The organism is Mangrovibacterium lignilyticum (genome assembly GCF_010882175.1).
GTDB lineage: Bacteria > Bacteroidota > Bacteroidia > Bacteroidales > Prolixibacteraceae > Mangrovibacterium > Mangrovibacterium lignilyticum.
This window is the reverse complement of the sequence record NZ_WKLH01000002.1, coordinates 1,189,674-1,212,876: the sequence shown is the minus strand read 5'-3', so window position 1 is coordinate 1,212,876 and position 23,203 is coordinate 1,189,674. Positions and strand designations below refer to the sequence as shown.

At 46.1% G+C, this 23,203-nt stretch carries 12 protein-coding genes; 11 read left to right on the top strand and 1 reads right to left on the bottom strand.

Going from position 1 to position 23,203, the window contains the following annotated elements; genetic code table 11:
- Positions 1-7: 7 nt before the first annotated feature.
- Positions 8-178: a hypothetical protein gene (locus GJV22_RS12045; protein ID WP_163713587.1), complete on the bottom strand. Its 171-nt coding sequence runs from the start codon at positions 176-178 to the stop codon at positions 8-10.
- Between the two features lie 232 nt (positions 179-410).
- Between GJV22_RS12045 and GJV22_RS12040 the strand changes: the two genes are divergently transcribed.
- From GJV22_RS12040 to GJV22_RS11990, 11 genes are all read left to right on the top strand, one after another.
- Positions 411-2,144 (top strand): glycoside hydrolase family 43 protein, encoded by a 1,734-nt coding sequence (locus GJV22_RS12040; RefSeq protein WP_238480323.1) that lies wholly within the window; start codon positions 411-413, stop codon positions 2,142-2,144.
- A 239-nt stretch (positions 2,145-2,383) separates the two neighbouring features.
- Positions 2,384-5,551, top strand: a complete 3,168-nt coding sequence (locus tag GJV22_RS12035) for a SusC/RagA family TonB-linked outer membrane protein (protein WP_163713581.1) — start codon at positions 2,384-2,386, stop codon at positions 5,549-5,551.
- Positions 5,552-5,562: 11 nt separating this feature from the next.
- The gene (locus GJV22_RS12030) at positions 5,563-7,509 is read left to right on the top strand and encodes a RagB/SusD family nutrient uptake outer membrane protein (RefSeq protein ID WP_163713579.1); all 1,947 of its coding nucleotides are present in this window, start codon (positions 5,563-5,565) and stop codon (positions 7,507-7,509) included.
- Between the two features lie 44 nt (positions 7,510-7,553).
- Complete coding sequence (locus GJV22_RS12025; RefSeq protein WP_163713574.1) at positions 7,554-10,406, top strand: SusC/RagA family TonB-linked outer membrane protein; 2,853 nt, start codon at positions 7,554-7,556, stop codon at positions 10,404-10,406.
- Positions 10,407-10,435: 29 nt separating this feature from the next.
- Entirely contained in the window at positions 10,436-12,226 is a 1,791-nt protein-coding gene (locus GJV22_RS12020; protein WP_163713571.1) for a RagB/SusD family nutrient uptake outer membrane protein, read from the top strand.
- A gap of 35 nt (positions 12,227-12,261) precedes the next feature.
- The gene (locus GJV22_RS12015; RefSeq protein WP_163713568.1) at positions 12,262-13,296 is read left to right on the top strand and encodes a DUF5627 domain-containing protein; all 1,035 of its coding nucleotides are present in this window, start codon (positions 12,262-12,264) and stop codon (positions 13,294-13,296) included.
- Positions 13,297-13,316: 20 nt separating this feature from the next.
- Positions 13,317-15,485 carry an endo-1,4-beta-xylanase gene (locus GJV22_RS12010; protein ID WP_205461847.1) on the top strand — a complete coding sequence of 723 codons (2,169 nt, stop codon included), beginning with the start codon at positions 13,317-13,319 and terminating at the stop codon, positions 15,483-15,485.
- A 312-nt stretch (positions 15,486-15,797) separates the two neighbouring features.
- Positions 15,798-17,423: a glycoside hydrolase gene (locus tag GJV22_RS12005; RefSeq protein ID WP_238480322.1), complete on the top strand. Its 1,626-nt coding sequence runs from the start codon at positions 15,798-15,800 to the stop codon at positions 17,421-17,423.
- Positions 17,424-17,519: 96 nt separating this feature from the next.
- Positions 17,520-20,198, top strand: a complete 2,679-nt coding sequence (gene galB, locus GJV22_RS12000; protein WP_163713562.1) for a beta-galactosidase GalB — start codon at positions 17,520-17,522, stop codon at positions 20,196-20,198.
- A gap of 83 nt (positions 20,199-20,281) precedes the next feature.
- Positions 20,282-20,575, top strand: coding sequence for a hypothetical protein (locus tag GJV22_RS11995; protein WP_163713557.1), 294 nt, complete (start codon positions 20,282-20,284; stop codon positions 20,573-20,575).
- A 115-nt stretch (positions 20,576-20,690) separates the two neighbouring features.
- A complete protein-coding gene (locus GJV22_RS11990; protein ID WP_163713553.1) occupies positions 20,691-23,201 on the top strand; it encodes a glycosyl hydrolase 115 family protein in 2,511 nt (836 codons plus the stop codon).
- Positions 23,202-23,203 lie beyond the last annotated feature (2 nt).

Below are 23,203 nucleotides of genomic sequence, written 5' to 3'. Positions count from 1 at the left end.
TTGTCGTTTATTGGCTCCCGGGGCTAAACGATCGCCCGGGAGCTCCTGATTCTTTCATCGCGTGGGCTGATTCCCGGGACTTTGGGATCTCTGTTGCTGTTTTCCTCAGCATTGCTTTTCCGCTGATTCGCTCAATACGCGTTCCCGACTGTGCCCGCCAAAGAAACCTGGCATTCATTTTTGCCTGGCTTTTAAATAATCTATTCTCTAAAAAGCAGTAGTATAGGTGTTTGTGAGCTTGTTGTTGTGCCGTATCCGAAATTGAAAATCAAATATTCAAAATTGAAAGCGTCCTGAAACAGTCCGATCTACTTTTGATTTCAGTAGGTGTCGGAGTCTGAACGGAACATCGAATGCAGCTCGATAGCTAACTAAACAATTACTCGCTATTAACCTAAATGATAAATAAAATGAAGAAAATTATCTCCATTTCTATTCTTCGTGGAGTTGTGCTTTTGCTCGGTGTTTCAGCCGGTTTGATTTCCTGTAATTCTTCGATTAAAGCAAATAAAGTGCAGTTTGCGTCGGATAGCCTGGTGGCACATTTCGACTATTTCACCTATAAGGGTGAGGATGATTTTTACAAGGAGAATCCGCTACCCGGCGACGACTATTATTATAACCCCATACTTCCGGGCTGGTATTCCGATCCAAGCATCTGTTCCAATGGTCAGGATTACTTCATGGTCACGTCAACCTTTTCCTTTTTCCCGGGTGTGCCTCTTTTTCACAGTACCGATTTGATGAATTGGAAACAGGTTGGTCATGTCCTTGATAGGCCGGAACAATTACCACTGGAGGGACAAAGAACAAGTGAAGGGATTTTTGCACCAGCGATTAGTTACAATCCGCACAACAAAACATGGTACATGATCACAACGAACATACGCAGAGGAAACTTCTTTGTGAAAACTCAAGATCCGTTTGGTCCTTGGTCAGATCCGGTTTGGTTACCTGATGTACACGGTATCGATCCTTCTTTTTTCTTCGATGAAGATGGTAAAGCATACATTGTGAATAATGACGTGCCCGACGGTGGTTCAACTTACGAAGGACATCGGGCTATCCGTGTCCTGCAATTTGATGTGGAAACGGAGAAGACTCTTGGTCCGAGTATAATGCTGGTTAACGGTGGTGTAGACCTGACCGAAAAGCCTATTTGGATTGAAGGCCCTCATTTGTATAAAATCAATGGAAATTATTTTTTGATGTGCGCCGAAGGTGGAACATCTGTAAATCATCGGGAAGTTATTTTTAGAGGCGATTCACCCACCGGAAAATTTGAACCTTGGACTAGAAATCCAATTCTTACCCAGAAGCATCTGGATCCAGAGAGGGAGCTTCCGATCACTTGCGCGGGACATGCAGATCTAATAAAAAAAGATAATGGTCAGTGGTGGTCCGTTTTCCTCGCGTGTCGACCTATTGATAACGAATTCGAGAATTTGGGGCGCGAAACTTATCTTATGCCGGTTCACTGGAGCAAAGATGGTTTCCCGTTTATGACCAAAGGTGATGAACTTGTTCCCCGAATCGTTCAAATGGAGGGTGTAAAAAGAGATAGCACCGTTACTATTGGCAACTTTGAAAAAATAGATGATTTCGATTCTGATGAGCTTGGAATGGAGTGGATGAGCTTACGAGGTCCGGCTCGTGGATTGTATTCTTTAACCGAAAATCCAGGCTATTTGACCTTGAAATGCGCAGACGTTTCTTCGAATGAGCTGAAGACTCCTGCTTATCTGAGCCGCCGTTTACAACATCACAAGTTTGAATGTAAAACTCGCCTGTATTTCAATCCGAAATCAAATTCTGAATCGGCGGGACTACTGCTATATAAAGACGAAGGCCATCAGTATACCATGTCTCTTACAAAGGATGGAGATAGCTGGCAAGTCAATTTGAAGAAAGTAGGACGAGATGGCGTTGAAGTGATTGCTTCTCAGGATGTATCTGCAACTTTTGGCCCCGTTGACTTAAAAGTTTCATCGACCGGAAAGGAGTTCAATTTCTCATATATGCTTGATGGAGGACACTGGAATGTTTTAGCCTCTAATGTCGATGCATTCTATCTGTCAACAGCGCAGTCATATGGGTTTACTGGGACTAATATAGGTCTCTATGCTTCCAATAAAAACTATTGAGTTAAAAATCGTCAATCACATTGTCTATGATTGGCGATGGTTCCAAATAAATCGATTAATAACCAAAACTAAGAATTTATGATTAAAAACTATCTGAGTGAGAAATCGCTGCAAAGCTGCCTTTTCTTTCGGGTTCTGAAACGAAATTGGCATGAACGGTTCAGGATTGTCCATGACCATCAGGGACAAATTTCCATTTGAAACGATGAACTCTTATGTCAATTTAATTTGAGAATGTAATGAAAAAAACAAATGAACTATTATCTCAAAAAGAATCCTTGCCAAACAGCCTGAGGATTGGACTGTCAAACTGCCTTCTGGTTCTGATTTTTGCTCTGTTTTCGGTTTCTGTTTTTGCTCAAAATAGCAAGCAAATCAGTGGGGTTGTTACGGATAGCCAGGCGAATCCGGTAATTGGTGCTACTGTCATGGTAAAAGGCACTACGATCGGAACAGCAACAGATGTAGACGGGAAATTTACCTTAAATGTTCCCGAGGACACCAGAGTACTTCTTGTTTCATTCATTGGGATGGAACCGAAGGAAGTTGAGCTTAAAAACAAAACAAGTTTTAAAATTTCGTTAAACGACCAGACGACCGAATTAGGAGAAACGGTTGTGGTTGGTTACGGACAACAGAAGAAGGAAAGTATTGTGGGCGCCATTGCGCAAACAACGGGAGATGTGCTGGAGCGATCGGCTGGTATTTCCAATGTCGGACAGGCATTAACCGGTAACCTTCCGGGGGTTGTCACTATCTCAAGTACCGGGATGCCTGGGGAAGAAGATCCTCAGATTTTGATTCGTTCAGCCAGCTCGTGGAACAACAGCGAGCCGCTTGTACTAGTTGATGGCGTTGAACGTCCGCTAGGTGCTGTGGATATCGGATCTGTTGAGTCCGTTTCGGTGTTAAAGGATGCGTCAGCCACCGCCGTTTTCGGGGTAAAAGGTGCAAACGGGGTAATTCTGATTACGACCAAACGCGGTCGCGAAGGTTCTGCCAAAATTGATGTGGCGATGAGCGCTACCATGAAAGTGCCTTCAAAACTGCCCAATAAACTGGACTCGTACGATGCCCTGATGGCCCGGAATTATGCAATCGAACATGAGCTTGATCTGACTCCGGAATCGTGGGCTTACATTACGCCACAGGACATTATTGAAAAATACCGCTACCCCGCTAACCTGGAAGAAGCAGAACGCTATCCAAACGTGGATTGGCAGGATGCTTTGTTCAAGAACTTTGCCATGTCGTATAACGCGAGTGTCAACGTTTCGGGGGGAACCAAAGTCGTGAAGTATTTTGCTGCTGCCGATTTTGTGCACGAAGGCGACCTTTTCGATATTTATGACAACGGCAGAGGTTATCAGTCGGGATACGGTTACAACAGGCTTAACGTACGCAGTAACCTCGATTTTCAATTAACAAAAACCACAACCCTTAAAGTAAACCTGGCCGGTTCCAACGGAGCCAAAAAAAGTCCGTGGAACCAGACAAACTCGTCGGATTGGGCCGTTGCTCAGCAATGGGCCGGTGCTTACAATATTGCACCCGATGTTTTCTTGCCCGTTTATTCCGATGGTTCCTGGGGGTACTATCCCAACATCGTGAATGTTACGAACTCGGCAGCCAACCTGTCTTTATCAGGGGTTATGAGCACCACAACTACCCGGATCAACACCGACTTTATTCTTGATCAAAAACTGGATTTTATCACCAAAGGTTTGAGTATTAGAGGAACGGTGTCCTGGGATAACGTATTTGTTGAATACAACCGCGGTGTCAACGACCTGTACAACGATGCCCAGTACAAATGGATCGATCCTGAAACAGGAACGGAATATTATGCAAATGATTTCGACAATAATAATAAGTTCGATTTTATGCAAGGGGTTCTCTGGACGATTGAAGGAGGAACCATGCAAAACTGGGCAACCCAGCGTAACCTGGATTATCAGGTGCAATTAAACTGGTCACGTCAGTTTGGCAAGCACGACATTTCGGCCATGGGATTAGGTAGCCGTAAAGAGCGGGCAACAGGTAGTGTTATCCCTTCATATCGCGAAGACTGGGCATTCCGTACTACCTACAACTATGCTTCAAAATACTTCCTGGAGTACAATGGCGCTTACAACGGTTCCGAAAAATTTGATACCAAATACCGGTTCGGATTTTTTAATTCCGGGGCTATTGGCTGGATGATTTCTGAAGAAAATTTCATGCAAAACATCGGCTTCCTGGATATGCTGAAACTACGGGCATCGTATGGTGAAATTGGTGACGACAGCGGCAGTCGCTGGTTGTATTTGACCCAATGGGCTTATGCCAATGGTGCAGGAGCAAGTTACATGGACCTGAATGCGACGCAAAGTCCCTATAAATGGTACACCGAAACATCAGTCGGTAACCCCGATGTACGCTGGGAAAAGGTAAGTAAGCTCAATGTGGGCGCCGATTATGCTTTCTTCGATGGCTTACTGGCAGGTAGCGCCGAGTATTTCCGCGATGTACGTACCGACATTTTAATTGCCGGTGGAGATCGTTCTGTCCCTTCATACTTCGGAACAACCCCGGCTACTGCAAACCTTGGAGAGGTACACACACGTGGCTATGAGTTGCAAGTTCGCATCAATAAGCGGTTATCAAATTCACTGCGTCTTTGGGCCGATTTAAGCATGACCCATGCTGTAAACGAGATTATTAACAGGGATGACCCGCAGTTGTATGCCGATTACCAAAAGCAGGCCGGATACAGTATCGGGCAGACCAGATCGTATGTTGATGCCGGTTATCTGAACTCTTATGATGCCCTTTACGGTAGCCCGGCTTACGATGCAAACGATGCGAATAAATTAACCGGTGACTATTACATTATTGACTTCAATGCCGACGGTGTTGTGGACAGTGAAGACCAGGTGCCGTATGGATATTCAAGTTCTCCGCAAAATACCTATAACGCTACGATCGGTTTTGAATGGAAAGGCTTTAGCGCATTCGCTCAGTTTTATGGTGTAAACAATGTAACACGTGGTGTTTCGCTTACCAGCTTTGGCAGTATGCTGAATACCGTATACGACCAGGGAAGTTGGTGGTCGGTTGACGATCTGAATGCCGATGTTACGGTTCCTCGTTACGTGTCAAGCACAAGCGGTTACAGTCGGGGTACCCAGTACTTGTACGACGGGTCTTACGTTCGTCTGAAAAATGCTGAAGTTGCTTATACATTAACCAATGGATTTGTTAAGCGGTTAGGAATGAGTAGCCTGAAACTCTATTTGAGTGGAAACAACCTCTGGGTGTGGTCGAAAATGCCTGATGACCGCGAATCCAACTTTGCCGGATCGAGCAATACCGGAGCTTATCCCACCATGAAACGCTACAGTTTTGGTGTCAGATTTACATTATAAAATTAGAGACGATGAAACAGCATAAATACAAAATTCTGCTATGGGGCAGTCTACTGTCATTTCTAACATTCGGCTTATTCTCCTGTGAAAGTTATTTGGAGAAATCGCCCGACTCAGTTGTATCAGAAGAAACAGCTTTTGAGAATTTTACAAATTTCCAGGGCTTTATCGAAGAAATGTATAACTGCATCCCGGATAAAGAAAAGAAGTATTGGACAACTTCATTTAACTGGGGCGACGACGTAATTTTCAACCCGTCAGGTAACTGGCATGTTACTCATCAGATTGATCTGGGTAACTTTTGGGCCTGGCAGGTGGGTAAATTAGGACAGGATGGTTGTTGGTTTGACGACGCATCTGCCAATCCTACTTCCAGCTCACGGTTTGATCATGGACTTTATTCACATGCGTGGTATTGTATCCGGAAAGCCAATATGGGCCTTGCCAACCTGGATAAGCTGGTCTCGGCAACGGATGAAGAACGTGATCTTATCGAAGGTCAGTTGTATTTTTTCAGAGCTTGGTGGCATTTCGAGATGATGGAATACCTGGGCGGATTACCTTATGTTGATCAGGTATTGCCTGCCGGCGAAGCACTGACCCTGCCACGGGAATCGTACCAGGAGTGTGCCGATAAAGCCGGTGCGGATCTGAGAAAAGCAGCCGACCTGCTGCCCATCGACTGGGACAATACCACTGTTGGGAAAAATACCCTGGGTAAAAACCAGTTGCGTGTCAACAAAATTATGGCCTTGGGTTATCTGGGGAAAAACTATCTGTGGGCCGCCAGTCCTTTAATGAAAAACGGCGCACAAACCGGTGGCGGAAATACCTATAACTACGATGAGAGTTATGCTCAAAAAGCAGCCGAAGCCTTTGGCGAATTGTTAGCTTTAGTTGAAGGTGGTGAAACCCAATACGAATTGGCTGAGTTCAACTATTCCGATGTCTACAATCATGAAAGGGCAAGTGGTGCTACGAGTTGCTATAGCGACATATTTTATACCTCGGGCCAAAGCTGGTTGATGCCGGGTAGTACGGAAGCGATCTTCAGGGGGCCGTCAAACGATTATAACGGTAGTAACTGGGGAGCCACCAAAACGTGGGGGCCAACGATTAATAACCTGGTTGAAGGGGGAGAAATTCGTACCCCGGCTGCCAATTATGTCAATTTATATGGAATGGAAAATGGCTTGCCTTTGGACGATCCAAATTCAGGCTTCGATCCGGAATACCCATTCAAAAACCGCGACCCGCGTTTTTACCACGACATTGTATTCGACGGCTTCAAGTACGTGAACGGTACCATGACAAACGACATGGAGTATCTGCGTTATTGCGGGCTTGCGACTAACGGAACCATGAGATCGGTTACAAACGGTAGCCGTACCGGTTATTTCATTCAGAAATTAACCCCGCACACGGCCAACAAATACGACGGGTTGTACAACTGGAGCGGTAACCTCCACGTGTACCTGCCTTACATGCGTTTGGGCGATATTTATACCATGTATGCCGAAGCTTGTGCTGCTGTTGGTGGCGCCAGCGCAAAAGCATCCAATTTCTCGAAAACGGCCGAAGATGCCATTAATACCTTGCGCGACCGAGTAGGAGCCGGCCATGTGGGCGCTTCTTACACGGGTAGTCGGGATGCTTTTATCGATGAAGTGAGAAGGGAACGTGCTGTTGAACTGTCGTTCGAAGGGTTTCGGTTTAACGACCTGCAGCGCTGGTTGCTGCTCACCGAATACCCGTATAATATTAAAACTTCTCAGGAGTTCGACCGGGTTGAAGACAATAGCTTCTTTACGGACAATGACCCCAAAGATGCTAAAGTGTCCAACTTTAGGCAAGAACTTATTTTAACTCGCGATTTCGGAACGAAACACTATTGGTTTCCTTTAAAAATTGAAGATGTATCCATGTATCCGGAGTTCTACCAAAACCCCGGGTGGTAATCTTACTGAGTTAAAGTAGCATGTAATATTAAAGGAATTAAAAAATGAAATATATACAAAGACGATTCATTTTATATGCAATGTTTGCATTACTTCCCTATTTGTCGGAGGCACAAACAGTTGCGCTAACCGGATCCGATTCGCTTAAGAACGATGAAGATCAGTTGGTTCAGGTCGCCTACCGGAAGGTAGCACAAAACGACCTTCTGGGAGGAGTTTCTGTAGTCAATTACGAAGAGTTGACAAAGAAAAACTATAATACCTATACGCTCGATAACCTGCAGGGCTACATCGGTGGCTGGAATGGTAATTCGTTGTGGGGAATGGATGAATACCTGGTTTTGGTCGACGGGGTTCCGCGCGACGCAAATAACGTTTCACCAACGGAAGTTGCACAGGTTACTTTTCTGAAAGGCGCATCGGCAGTGGTGTTATACGGTAGCCGGGCAGCTAAGGGTGTCATCTACATAACAACCAAGAGAGGGCAGGAAGGAAAACTGAAAATTGATGTGCGTGCCAATACCGGCATGTCCGTTCCCAAAAGTTATCCGAAATACCTTGGCTCGGCAGAATATATGACGCTGTATAACGAAGCCCGCGCAAACGATGGTTTAAGTGCTTTATACAGCGATGAAGAGATCTACAACTACGGTTCAGGAGCAAATCCATATCGTTATCCGAATGTCGATTTTTATTCGTCGGAATTCTTAAAAAGTGCCTACAACCGAACCGATGTAAGCACGGAGATCTCAGGCGGAGGTGAGCGTGCACGTTTTTATACCAATGTTGGGTTTAATTACGCTGACGATCTGCTGAATTTTGGCGAAGCCAAAAAGAATAATACCAATCGTTTAAATGTTCGCGGTAATGTAGACCTGAAACTGAACGATTTTATCACGGCTTATATTGATGCCAATGTCACTTTTTATAATTCGAGAAGTGCCAACAGTAACAATGGTAGTTACTGGAGTTCGGCAGCAAGCTTGCGTCCGAACCGTGTTGCTCCGTTAATTCCGCTGAGTTATATTGATCCGAACGATTTGGCTTCTCATGAGCTAATTAACGGGAGTAACAATATTATTGGCGGTCAGTATTTTCTTGGCGGAACACAGGTTGATCAAAGCAACGTATTTGCCGACTACTATGCAGCCGGACACAGCACCTGGACCAGCCGCCAGTTTCAATTCGATACCGGTCTTGATTTCGATTTGAAAGGATTGCTGGACGGACTTGCGTTCCACACCTTGTTTGCTGTTGATTATGCCACCTCGTATTCTACCTCCTACAATAACTCTTACGCTGTTTACGCACCAAGCTGGTACAATTACAACGGTGCCGATGTTATTGGCGGTTTAACCAAGTACAATAAAGACGAAAAATCGGGTGTGCAAAACATCAGCGGAAGTACAAGTAACCAAACGGTTGCTTTCTCGGGGTATTTTACCTACAAAAAATCGGTAAATGATGTGCATAACTTTTCTGCCATGCTGTTAGCTTCAGCTTTTCAGAAAACACAAACAACAGTTTATCACAGGACCAGCAACGCAAACCTCGGATTTCAGCTGTGCTATGATTACAAGGACAAGTATTTCGCCGATTTTAGCACCGCTTTGGTACACTCTGCAAAATTAGCCGAAGGTCACCGCGAAGCGCTTTCTCCCTCATTGACCTTGGGCTGGAAATTGCACAACGAAGATTTTCTGGGCAATTCGTCCGTAATCGACGAACTTGTATGGAGTGTTTCCGGAAGTATTTTGAATACCGATTTGGATGTGAAATACGGCGACGACGAGTACTACTTGTACGAAGGAACTTATACCCAGGCCGACGGAGCCTGGTGGGGCTGGTACGACGGGGCATCGGAACACTCGACCAACTCGGTTAGAGGCGCCAACGAGGATCTCACCTTTATTAAAAGAAAAGAATTCTCGACGAATGTAAATGCTTCTCTATGGAACAGGTTGATTACGGTGAATACGTCTTTCTTCATGAATTCGATGGAAGGATTGATTATCCGGCCATCAACGCTTTTCCCCAACTATTTCTTTACCTACTATCCCGACGCTTCGTTCATTCCGTATGTCAATTACGACAACAACAAACGCACCGGGGTTGATTTCAGTGTCAATTATAACAAGAAGGTTGGAGAAGTTGACTTTTCATTAGGCGTGTCGGGTACTTATAATACGACAAAAGCTACCCGGCGCGATGAAAATTACGAGTACGACTACCAAAACCGGGTTGGAAAAGCAATTGATGGTATCTGGGGATTGGAAAGTGCCGGTTTGTTCCAAAATCAGGAGGAGATCGACGCATCTGCGGAGCAAACTTTTGGTGGCACCGTTAAACCCGGCGACATCAAATATGTTGACCAGAACGACGATGGAGTTATTGATGATAAAGACAATGTATTTCTGGAAAAAGGCGGCTGGTACGGAGCTCCCCTCACCTTGGGCGTTAACCTGACAGCCAAATGGAAAGGCCTTACATTCTTCGCTTTGGGAACCGGAAGTTTTGGCGCTTATGGTATGAAAAACAATTCGTATTACTGGGTTTATGGCGATGGCAAATATTCGGAGCTTGTTCGCGATAGATGGACTGAAGCGACGGCAGCAACCGCCACTTACCCCAGGTTAACCACCGAAAGCGGAAGTAATAATTTCCGGAGTTCTGATTATTGGTTGTATAAAACCAACCGTTTCAATCTGGCTAAAGTTCAGGTAACCTACGACATACCGGAACAGAAGTTGGGTAATTCGATCATTAAAGGGCTCTCTGCTTATGTCAGCGGATCAAACCTGTTAACGATTTCGAAAGAACGCGAAACCTTGGAATTAAGCGTAGGTAGCGCTCCGCAAACACGATTCTATAATGTCGGTATAAAAGCCACGTTCTAACGGATAAGTAATAAAAAAGTAATTCGATTATGAAAAATATATTCAAACTTTTAATACTGGTCGTTCTGTTGCCGGTTGCTGCTTGCGACGATTTGCTTGAACCCGCAATTGAGAACAACAGGGGACTGGAGGCTATGTATGAGGAACCATCTTATGCACAAGGTATTTTAGCCAATGCCTATATTCTTCTGCCGTACTCGGGCACGCCGAACAGTGACCTGGCAACCGACGATGCAGTTTCTAACGATAACAGCAATAGTTATCTAGCAATGGCGACCGGTTCGTGGACCTCGGAGACTAATCCGGTGTCGCAATGGCAGGGGCGCCGAAACGCAATTCAGTACATTAACCTGTTTCTCGAAAATGTGGATCAGGTTGTCTTGAGTAAGGACGAAGTCATTAGTTCGATGTATAATGATAAGCTGAAAGGTGAAGCTTACGGCTTGCGTGCCATTCAGTTATACTATCTTTTATTGGCTCACGGCGGATGGACCAGTGGTGGCGAATTGTTGGGTGTGCCAAACCTGACAGCCTCTGAAAACACGTCTTCAGATTTTAACGTGCCGAGAAACACCTTCCAGGAATGTATCGACCAAATCATGTCGGATGCCGATGAAGCTATCGATCTGCTTCCACTTGATTTTGGTGATATTTCCAGTTCCGAGATCCCTGCAAAATACGTGTCCCTGGGAGTAACAAATTCGAGCGACTACAACCGTGTTTTTGGAAACCTGATGCGTGGCCGTCTTACCGGTCGTATTGTTGAGGCGGTGCGTGCCCAGGCTGCACTTTTAGCCGCCAGCCCTGCTTACAGTGCAGGAACTACGGTAAGTTGGGAGGATGCTGCCAACTACGCCGCGACTGTTCTGGACCGTATCGGTGGCGTTAGTGGTTTGGCCGCAAACGGAAATACTTGGTATGTCAATACTTCCGAAATTGCAAGCCTTGCTGCCGGGGCAAATCCTGCTGAGATTATCTGGAGAAGCGATGTTAGTCAAAGCAATACGCTGGAGGCTGATAACTTTCCTCCTTCACAGTATGGCGACGGGCGTGTAAACCCAACACAAAACCTGGTGGATGCTTTCCCGATGTTAAACGGTTATCCCATCGACGACGCCAATAGCGGCTATGACGAGAATAACCCGTATGCGAACCGCGACCCGCGTTTGTCGGATTACATTGTGGTTAACGGAAGTACCCAAGGCCCGAATAGCGACGTAATTACAACTGGAACCTATGGTACCAATAACGATGCAATTAACCGCGAGAGTGGATACTCAACCCGCACTGGTTACTACCTGCGCAAGTTGTTACGCTACGATTGTAACCCGAATCCGAATTACGATACCCAGCAAAAGCATTATACAGCTCGCATTCGTTATACCGAAATTTTCCTGAATTATGCCGAAGCTGCCAACGAAGCCTGGGGGCCAACCGGAAACGGAGGGCATGCCTATTCAGCTTATGATGTGATTAAAGCAATTCGCGAAAGAGCCGGAGTCGGCACGGCGAACAACGATGCTTACCTGGAATCGGTTAAAGGCGACAAGGAGCAAATGAGAGCGCTGATCCGGAATGAAAGACGCCTGGAGCTGTGCTTCGAGAACAAACGGTTCTGGGATTTGCGCCGGTGGAAAGTGACGCTGGGCGACCTGAACGAAACAGCTGCCGGAGTGCAAATTGATCAAACAAACGGCACCTTAAGCTATACCCCTGTCAATGTTGAATTGAGAACATACAAGGACTATATGTATTATGGCCCGATACCTTATGGTGAAGTACAAAAGTGGAGTAACCTGCAACAAAATGCAGGCTGGTAATTCACCGATTAATAACATGATAAAGATTGTAAAATATGAAACAGTTTAAATTAATATTGATCTTATCTGTCGGATTATTTTCCTTACTGGTAACTTCTTGTCAGAACCAGGAGTTTGATTTCCCTGACTATGATTATTCTTCCGTTTATTTTGCCTACCAATATCCGGTGAGGACGATTGTTTTGGGTGAAGACAGAACGGCCGACAATACCCTGGATAACGAGTATAAATGTAAAATCTATGCAACAATGGGTGGTGTGTATTCCAATGATAATTCGATTGCAATTGACATTGCTGTTGATAATTCGTTGTGCAATAATTTATACTTCGACGAGGACTTTGCTTCTCCCGTTACAGCAATGCCATCGAACTATTTTTCAATGGCAGCTGATCAGATTGTGCTGGACAATACACTGACTGATGGTGTGGAAATCCAATTGACAGATGCCTTTTTTGCCGATCCGAACGCATTGACCAATACCTATGTGATCCCATTGCGGATGACCAGTGTGGCCAATGCTGATTCAATTCTTTCAGGGCAACCAAAGTCAGCCACTGCCAATAGTGTGAACCCGGCGGATTGGGACGTGCTTCCCAAGGACTATGTGCTTTATTGCGTCAAGTTTATTAACCCATGGCACGGGTATTACCTGCGCCGTGGTGTTGACCAGATTACAGAAGGAGCTTCAAGCACGACCAATGTCAGACACGAAACTTATGTGGAAGACGATGAGGTTTGTGAAATGACAACCGCTTCATTAACAACCGTTGAATATCCGGTAAGCGTTGTAAATACCAGTAATGTGGCCGAAACATGTACATTGCTCCTGACCTTCAATGGGAATGGATGTACCGTTTCAACAAACGATGAGGGTTTCACGGCTTCGGGTAGTGGCTCTTATGTTGTTGATGGTGAAAAGAACAGTTGGGGAAATACGGACCGTAGTGCAATCTATCTCGATTATACCATTGACATGGACGGTAAAACCTACGCGACAAAAGATACGCTTGTTGCCCGTAACCGAGGTGTTGTTTTGGAAACATACTCTCCATCATATAACGAAAATTAATCGCTTAAATCAAGATGAATATGAAATATTTAAATAAAATATTGCTTGGTGCGGTTACTCTTTCGGTAATGGTATCTTGCGTCGACGATAGTTTGCTTGACTACAAGGTGGAGAAACCGGAAAGTATTGCCAAGCTGGAGTATTTGAACGATTACGATGTGCTGAAATCTTATGTCGATCGCAGCACGGACCCCGACTTTAAGTTGGGGGCTGGCGTATCGGTTGGCGATTTCAACAAACAAGGATTGGCATACAGCCAAATCGTCAGCAATTTTGATGAAATTACGGCCGGCTGGGAAATGAAACACGGTGCTGTCGTACAGAGCGACGGAAGTTTGGATCTTACGAGTATAGAGAAATTTGCAGCTACAGCCCAAGAGGGTGGCCTGAGCATTTTTGGACACACCCTGTGCTGGCATGCCAATCAAAATGCAACTTACCTGAATGGCGTAATTGCACCCTTAGCCGTCGAACCTCAGGTTATTGCCAACTCGTTGGATCGGAGTGGGCTGGAAGATGGCTCGTTTAATGGCTGGGGAACGGATAATAGCGGAGATGGTATTACCATCGAAACCGGTGGAGGAATGGCTGCCGGCACCGATGCCATAAAGCTGGTTGCCTCGTCAGCTTCATCAGAGGCAACGGAACTTCAGCTGACAACTCCGGATGTTACCCTCGTTGAAGGGCATGCCTATAAAATTATTCTTTACATTAAGTCAGATCAAGTCGGCGAAGGACGTCTTTCCTTCCAAGGCTTGTCAAACAACACCCCATCAAAAGACTGGATGGGGACGGGGGCAGCTACCGAAACCTTTGTAACACAAAAATACTGGAAAAAGGTAGAATGCCAGGTAAACGATTTTGAAGCCGGTACATTTAAAGTTAATCTGGACTTAGGCTATCAACCTGGCGTTACTTACTATGTTGATGTCGATAACTTCTTTGTTATCGACACCCAGGGAGAAGCTTCTTTTGTTAACCTGATTAACAATGGCGATTTTGAAGCCGGAAATATTAACGGCTGGGGAGGCTGGGGAAATTCCTCTACGCGAACCTTGTCTGCTGATGGCGAAGGATATGGCGGATCTGGTTACTGCATTAAAGTTTATAACCCGTCGGCGGTTAATTTCTGGGAAGTGCAATCTGCTTACACGTTTGATGCTCCTTTGGAAGAAGGAGAAGAATATGTGTTGAGTTTTTATATCAGACATGACAATCCGAATGGAGACATCAGACCAGAGTTACAAAGCAGTTCGTGGCAGGATGGTGCAGACGGTTTTGGAACCGTTTACCTAAATAACGACTGGACTAAAGTGGAATTACCGGTTACTCCAACTTCTGGTGAGCGTATTAATTTGATTATCAGTTACGGCTCAATGGCGGGAACAGTCTACATGGATAATTTTGTGCTTGCGAAAGCCTCTGGCGGTTCTTCGGAAGAAGGATTTGTTGTCGAAAAAAGCGATGAGGCCAAAAAAGAATTGGTTGACGCAGCCTTGACTGATTGGATCTCTAAAATGGTCACAAATACCAAAGATTACGTCAAAGCCTGGGATGTGGTCAACGAACCAATGGATGACGGCAGCCCTTACGACCTGAAATCGGGCATCGGTAAAACAGACCTGGCAGCCGATGAGTTCTACTGGCAGGATTACCTGGGCAAAGATTATGCTGTTATGGCTTTCAACCTGGCTGCTCAGTATGGAAACAGTGACGATAAGTTGTTCATCAACGATTATAACCTGGAGTACAATCTGGATAAATGTAAAGGCTTGATCGCTTACGTGGCGTATATCGAGAGTAAAGGTGCCCGGGTTGATGGCATCGGAACCCAAATGCACATTAACGTCAGTTCGGATAAGGATAAGATTAGCCAAATGTTCGAACTGCTCGCTGCAACCGGTAAATTGATTAAAATTTCGGAATTGGATATCGGTATCGACGGCACAAAAACATCAGAAGCGACTGATGAAGATTACCAAGCGCAAGCAGAGATGTACAAATATGTTGTTCAAAAATATTTTGAACTGATTCCCGCAGCGCAACGATATGGAATTACGGCTTGGAGTCCGCTTGATAGTCCGGCGAGCTCATCGTGGAGAGCAGGAGAGCCCATTGGTTTATGGGCCGAGGGGTATTCCAGAAAGCCTGCTTATGGCGGATTCGCTGATGGATTTGAGAGTAACTAAGAAGTATATACTGTTCTATCATTGGAAGGGAGATTGTCTTTTTGGGACAGTCTCCTTTTGTTTTATTTATGCCGGCTTCGGATTACAAACCGGAGATGCAATATTGGGTAAATAAGACGACTTCCTTGGATTGATACAGGCGCTACAGCTCTCTTGAAATGACTTTGTGTATAAAATTAGAAATGAAATATTCGAAATTAGAAATCAGCTTCAGAGAGGTGGTTTATTTTTGAAAGTACGGAATAGCTTATTGGCTGTTTCGCTGAGCGAAAATACAGATTCGTTTAAAACCAAATTTATCAAACCAATTCAATGACTAGACCAAACCAATTGCTGCTATCCCTTTTGGGGATATCTTTCCTGCTTTTGTCGGGATGTTCAACGGATACGAATGACGAAATTGAAGTATCCGTTTCTCTAGCTTTCGATGAAAGTTCTCTTCCATCTGAAGATCTTCCTGCTGATGGTGGCGATGTTGTTCTGGACGTGAATTGGGCTAATACGAATTGGACGGTTAAGGCAGGAGATGTTGTAAGCGGCGAAAAATTTATTAGTCAAATTACACCCGGTTCAGGAGGGGATGCCGACAAAGGTGACTCCCAAACGACTGTCACAGTTTCCTTTTCTGCAAACCAGACGATGAGCGCCAACCAGCAGAAAATTATCCTGCGTTCGTATAGTGGTGGGCAAGCTGACACAATTATTCTGAAGCAAGCCGCTAAACCAACTCCCAAGATTAATATTTCTTTAGACCCCAATACCAGCTATCAGACAATTTCCGGATTTGGTGGCGCCAATATGATCTGGGGTACGGATTATTTAAGCGAAAGTGAAATGAACTTAGCTTTTGGTACCGGGGATGATGATTTAGGACTCTCAATATTGCGGGTACGTTTGTCCTCGGATAAAAATGACTGGGCTGGATTGGTAAATACCATTAAGCTGGCGAATGAGCGTAAAGTAAAGGTACTGGCCAGTCCCTGGTCTCCGCCGGCAGAATGGAAAAGCAATAGCAGCACCGACGGAGGCGGACATTTGCAGGAAGAGCACTATGCTGATTTTGCGAACTATATTAATGAGTTTATCCAATATATGGATTCACAGGGTGCCACGGTTGATGTGGTTTCAATTCAAAACGAACCCGATTGGCTAGCCGGTTACGAAGGTTGTGAGTATACCATCGCTCAACTGTTAAATTTTATGAAGAACAATGCCGGTTCCATTTCCGGAGCCAAAGTTCTGGCTGCTGAGTCTCTAAATTCGAATCATGCTTATACGGACGACATTTTGAATGATCCGAACGCCGCAGCGAATCTCGATATTATTGGCGGACATTTATATGGCTCGGGACTGGCAAGATATCCTCTTGCAGCGCAAAAAGGGAAAGAAATATGGATGACAGAACACCTGCTAAATCTCGACAGCGGTAATAATCCGGATAATTGGACAGCAGATACCCCTGTTGGTCGTGTTTGGAACGAAACCATGGAAATGGTGACGGAAATTCAGACCTGTTTGAGTTATAACTGGAATGCTTATATCTGGTGGTATATCCGTCGGTATTATTCGTTTCTGGGAGATGGTGAGCGAGGAACAACTCGCGGCCAGATTCTGAAACGAGGTTATGCGATGTCTCAGTTCTCCAAGTTTATCCGTCCGGGATCCGTTCGAATTAAAGCAGAACTTGATAACACAACAACAGCATTGAGTTTGACGGCTTATCAGGGCGATGATAAGTTGGTAATTGTTGCTGTCAATCCCTCTGATTCCGAAATTCCGGAGGTGACCATCGCATTACCCGGTTCCGCATCTTTGGCCACTACATACAGGACCTCTGAGTTTGTAAATCGCAAGAAGGAGATGCTTGTTGCGAATGATTCGGAAGTCGGGTTAAACATACCCGCAAAGAGTATTATAACGATTGTAATCACGAATTAGGACCGAAAAATAAGAAACAAAAAGCAATTCAGGAATATGTTTTTTTTTACAAGTAAATTGAGGTGGCTGCTGTTTTTCTGTACATTATGCGGATTGATGAGCTGTAACGCGCAGGTAAATCAGGTGATCGGCGGGCGCCAACGAATTCGGATTAACAACGATTGGCACTTTTACAAATACCCTTCAGGCTCACTTGCTGATAAGTTGATGTATGATGTTCGTCCGCAAACCGACGAGGGGAACCTGGTGAAAGACGCCGACTCGAAACCGACTGAAAGTGTCGGGATTGAGTTGAAAGCCGATGTTTTAAAGCCCTGGATATTACCTTCGGCCAATAAGTTTATCGCCGAAGCAAACCCACGGCACCTGCGCCCCGAAGGGAACCCCGGTGGCGATTTCCCTTTTGTGCAGCTTGATTTCGACGACCACGAATGGGAAACGGTCAGGCTACCCCATGATTGGGCCATCAAAGGCCCGTTTCAGGAAGGCTGGGATTCGGAAGTGGGAGGCGGCATGGGCCGTTTGCCTTCAAACGGGGTCGCCTGGTACCGTAAAAAGATTGCTGTTCCGGCCTCCGACAAAGGCAAATCCATTTTCCTGGATATCGATGGTGCCATGTCATACGCCATGGTTTGGTGTAACGGGCACTTGGTTGGTGGTTGGCCCTATGGTTATGCGTCTTTCCGGCTCGATTTAACGCCTTATTTGGTTTATGGGCGAGACAACCAGTTGGCGATTCGCCTGGATAACCCAAACTATTCGGCACGCTGGTATCTGGGCGGCGGGCTGTACCGGAATGTCTGGCTTGTCAAAACCAATCCGGTTCATGTGGGGCAATGGGGCACTTACATCAGTTCAAAAAATAGTTCAAAAGAGTCGGCAACGGTTCTTTTAGACTTGAAAATTGATAATGATTCCCCGACAGATGCTTCAGTTCAGCTTGAAAGCAAAATTTATACCTTGGATGCTGACGGAAACCGGACAGCGACAGCTGTTGCCTCATCTTCGTCGATGGATGCGATGGTACCCGCAGGGGAAAGCGTTCGGCTGAAGGATTCTGTTTTGGTCGAAAACCCGCTGCTCTGGGGGCCGTCTCCATCGCAAAAACCGAATTTGTATGTGGCAGTAACCAAGGTTTTGAAAAATGGCGAAACGATTGACACTTACGAAACACGTTTTGGCATCCGCGACATTCAATTTGACCCTGATAGCGGGCTAGTTGTAAATGGTGAAAAAATTAGAATTCAAGGGGTAACCCAACACCATGACTTAGGTGCATTGGGCGCCGCATTCAATAAACGGGCTGCTGAACGGCAGTTGGAAATACTGGCTGAAATGGGCTGCAACGCCATTCGACTGGCTCACAATCCACCGGCGCCGGAGTTGCTCGAACTAACGGATCGCATGGGATTCCTGGTAATCGACGAAATCTTTGACTCGTGGGAGCGAAAGAAAACGCCGTACGATTTTCATTTGATTTTCCCGGATTGGTCGGAACCGGATACACGGGCATTCATCCGTCGCGACCGGAATCATCCCTCGGTAATAGCCTGGAGCTTCGGGAACGAAGTGGGCGAACAATATAATGGTGCTGCCGGCGCAGCAGTGGCTCAGCGAATGGTTGATTTTGTGAAACAGGAAGACCCGGCGCGTCCGACCATCACGGCAATGAACTTTGCCAAGCCTTTTATGGAATTGCCCGCAGTTGCCGATATGATCGGCCTGAACTACCAGGGCGAAGGAATCCGGCAGGACAAGATGTTTGAAGGAACCGACCGGATTCGTACAGCACCGCAATACGAGGCATTTCACGCGAAATTCCCGGATAAAATGATTATAAGCACCGAGACAGCTTCGGCTTTTAGTAGTCGTGGCGTGTACCTTTTCCCCGTAACCGATGCGGTTAGCTCGCCGGTTCGCGACGGGATGGGCGGCGATTCAAAATTGGCACAGGTCAGTTCGTACGAACTGTACGCTGTTGATTTTGGCTCCAGTGCCGATAAAGTGTTTGCTGCCCAGGATGCCCATCCGTTTGTGGCCGGCGAATTTGTATGGAATGGTTTCGACTACCTGGGTGAACAGACACCTTACTATCAGTCGCGTAGTTCCTATTCCGGAATCATCGATCTGGCTGGCTTCCCCAAAGACCGTTTTTACCTGTATCAGTCGCGCTGGCGCCCCGATTATCCGATGGTGCACATTCTGCCGCACTGGAACTGGCCGGACCGGCTCGGACAAATTACCCCGGTGCATGTATTTACCTCAGGCGACGAAGTCGAATTGTTCCTGAATGGAAAATCGCTGGGTAAAAAGAAAAAAGCAGCATACGAGTACCGCCTGCGTTGGGACGATGTGCTATATGAACAGGGCGAGTTGAAAGCAATAGCCTACAAAGATGGTCAAAAATGGGCTGAAGAAGTTGTTCGCACAACTGGCAGCGCAAGTCAGTTATTGGCCAAAACAGATCGTAGCGAACTAATTGCCGATGGCGACGACCTTGCATTTATAACTGTGAAAGTAGCTGATAAAGGTGGTCTGACGGTGCCGGATGCATCGAATTTAATTCAGTTTAAGATAGAAGGTTCGGGCGAAATTGTAGCGACCGACAATGGAGATCCAACCAACATGAAATCATTTACTCTTTCCGAACGGGAGGCTTTCAATGGGCTGGTATTGGTGATTGTTCGGGCAAAGATAGGTGAACCGGGAACCATCATTCTTACAGCCGAATCCGAAGGTTTGCAAACAGCCCGGATTCAAATCCGAGGAAAATAAAACGCCGGAGAATTGTCATCTGAATCTTAGCTTGACTGAAAATTGATTTACTAAAACCGATATAACTAAAAAATATGGAAATAATGAAATTGACACTTTTTTTCGTTTTCCTACTATCGATTTCCAAGGCCTTATTGCTCTTGTTTATTGGTGTTCTGGTTAAAGCACTATTTGAATCACTAGTACCTAATTTGTTGAATAATTATGCAATAAATTGTGGTGGAGACTGGACTTCTGGTAATCTTGTTAAGTGGGGGAAATGGATAGGCGTGGCGATCATTTTAGTCGCCGTGTTCTACGGTGTACAGTCCTTCGTTCAATGGTTGGTGAGCATGCAAATTCCCAATACGGTACGAGAAATGATATTGAACAATTAAAAAAGGAAGAGCTTCTGTTGTGTTAATCATCGATGTTCCTTCGCCTAATAAATGATAGAAAATCAAGCCAAAAACAATGATTGAAAAAATTTACAATTTAATTTTAACCAGAACGATGAGGAGGACTATTTTGTGGCTCGTCGTGTTTTTTCCGCTGCTGGCAACGGCGCAGCGCCAATCCGACAGCATTACGTTTTTGAAGTTGAACGGAAGCATCTCGGTTGCTGAAAATGGCAAGGCTACGCCAGTGGTTACTGGTGAAAGCGATTTTCCCGGAGTGAAAATCGTCGCCGGTTGGTTCTGTCGCGATATTGAAATGGTTTCCGGTCAAAAGCCAGACTATTGTCAATCCGAATTACCTGCTGAGAAACAGTTAATCCTGATTGGTACCATTGGTAAAAACCAGTGGATTGACCAGCTAATAACGGACGGTAAAATTGATGTTTCGGACTTAAAAGGCCAGTGGGAACGGAGCCTCACGCAGGTGGTCGAGAATCCGTTTCCGGGAGTCGAAAAAGCGTTGGTGCTGGCTGGTAGCGATAAGCGCGGAACCATTTACGCCATGCTGAATTTGTCACGTGCCATGGGCGTTTCTCCCTGGTATTGGTGGGCCGATGTGCCGGTTGAAAAACACGAATCGGTGTATGTGAAAGCCGGCCGCTCTGTTACCGAAAGCCCCAAAGTGAAATATCGTGGCCTGTTCCTGAATGATGAGGAACCGGCGCTGGGAAGCTGGGTGCGTGAGAAGTTTGGCGGTTTCAACTCTAAATTTTACAGCCATCTGTTTGAGCTGACTCTTCGCTTGCGCGGGAACTTTCTGTGGCCGGCCATGTGGGGAAAAGCCTTTTTCGATGATGATCCCGAAAACGGTGTGCTGGCCGATAAATTGGGTATTGTGATGAGTACCTCGCACCACGAGCCGATGGGACGTGCGCAGGCCGAGTGGCACCGCTACGGTTCGGGCCCCTGGGATTACAACAAAAATGCCGAAGTGCTTTCCGACTTCTGGCAGAAAGGAATGGAACGCAACAAAAACTGGGAAACGATAGTAACCGTCGGTATGCGCGGCGATGGCGATGAGGCGATGGAGGAAGGGACCAACATTGCCTTGCTGGAGAAAATCGTGAAAGATCAGCGTAAAATCATCAGCAAAGTAACCGGCAAAAAGGCCGAAGAAACGCCGCAGGTTTGGGCGCTTTACAAGGAAGTGCAGGACTATTACGACAAAGGCATGCGCGTTCCCGACGATGTGACCCTGCTGCTGTGCGACGACAACTGGGGCAATGTTCGCAAGCTGCCCGATGTAAATGCACCGGTCCGCAAAGGTGGTTACGGCATGTATTACCATGTTGATTATGTTGGAGGCCCGCGAAGTTATAAGTGGATTAATGTGAGCCAGATTCAGCGGATCTGGGAACAAATGAACCTGACCTACAGTCACGGGGTGGACCGTATATGGGTGCTGAATGTGGGCGACCTGAAACCCATGGAGTTCCCGATTAGTTTTTTCCTGGACATGGCCTGGGATCCTACAGCCTTCGATGCCCAAAACCTGTTTCAATATACCGAAGAGTGGTGTTCGGAGCAGTTTGGAGAGCAATATGCAGCCGATGCTGCCCGGATTCTCAACTTGTACACCAAATACAATCACCGGGTGACGCCTGAGTTACTGGATGAGAAAACATTCAGCCTCGAAAATTACACGGAGTTTGAAAGTGTGCGCAACGATTATCGCGACCTGACGCTGGATGCGCTGCGGATTTATAACTTCTTACCAAACGCGTATAAAGATGCTTTCGACCAGTTGGTGCTTTTTCCCACCAATGCAACTTCGAACCTGTATGAAATGTACTATTCGGTGGCAAAAAACCACCAGTTGGCAGCCGAGAACAAGCCGGAAGCCAACGACTGGGCCGATGTGGTGGAAGCCTGTTTTGTTCGCGATTCGCTGTTAACCATTCATTATAACCAGCAAATAGCCGGCGGGAAATGGAACCACTTGATGGACCAGACGCGCATTGGCTATACAAATTGGGCGGATCCGAAAACGAATATTCGCCCCGAGGTGATACAGGTTGAAGTGCCGGAAGTTCCGAATTCGGAGCTCGCGTTCGAGGAAGCTGATGGCTATGTTTCCATCGGGGCGGCGAATTATCAGAAAGCGAATGGCTCGGATAAAATTCATTGGGAGGTGATTCCCGATTTGGGCAAAACCGGCTCCGCAGTGACGACTTTTCCGCAATACGCTTATCCGGCAAAGAGCGATTCGGTTTACCTGGAATATGCCATTGATTTTAAATCGACCGGTCGGTTTGATGTGCAGGTGCTGGTTTCGCCAACGCTGAATTTCAACGCTAATAAAGGATTGCGTTACGCCATTTCGATTGATGGAGGCGCCGAGCAAATCGTCAACTTCAACGGGATGTATCGCGGCGAATTGGGACAATGGCAGGCCGAACGGATCATTGGAACAACAACGCAGCACGAGATTCCGCAGGCCGGTTTGCACCGTTTGCGCATCCGCGTGCTGGAACCGGGAATTGTACTGCAAAAAATACTAATCGATACCGGAGGTTTGAAGCCCAGCTATTTGGGTGCGCCTCAGAGTAAGCCAATCAAATTTTAAGA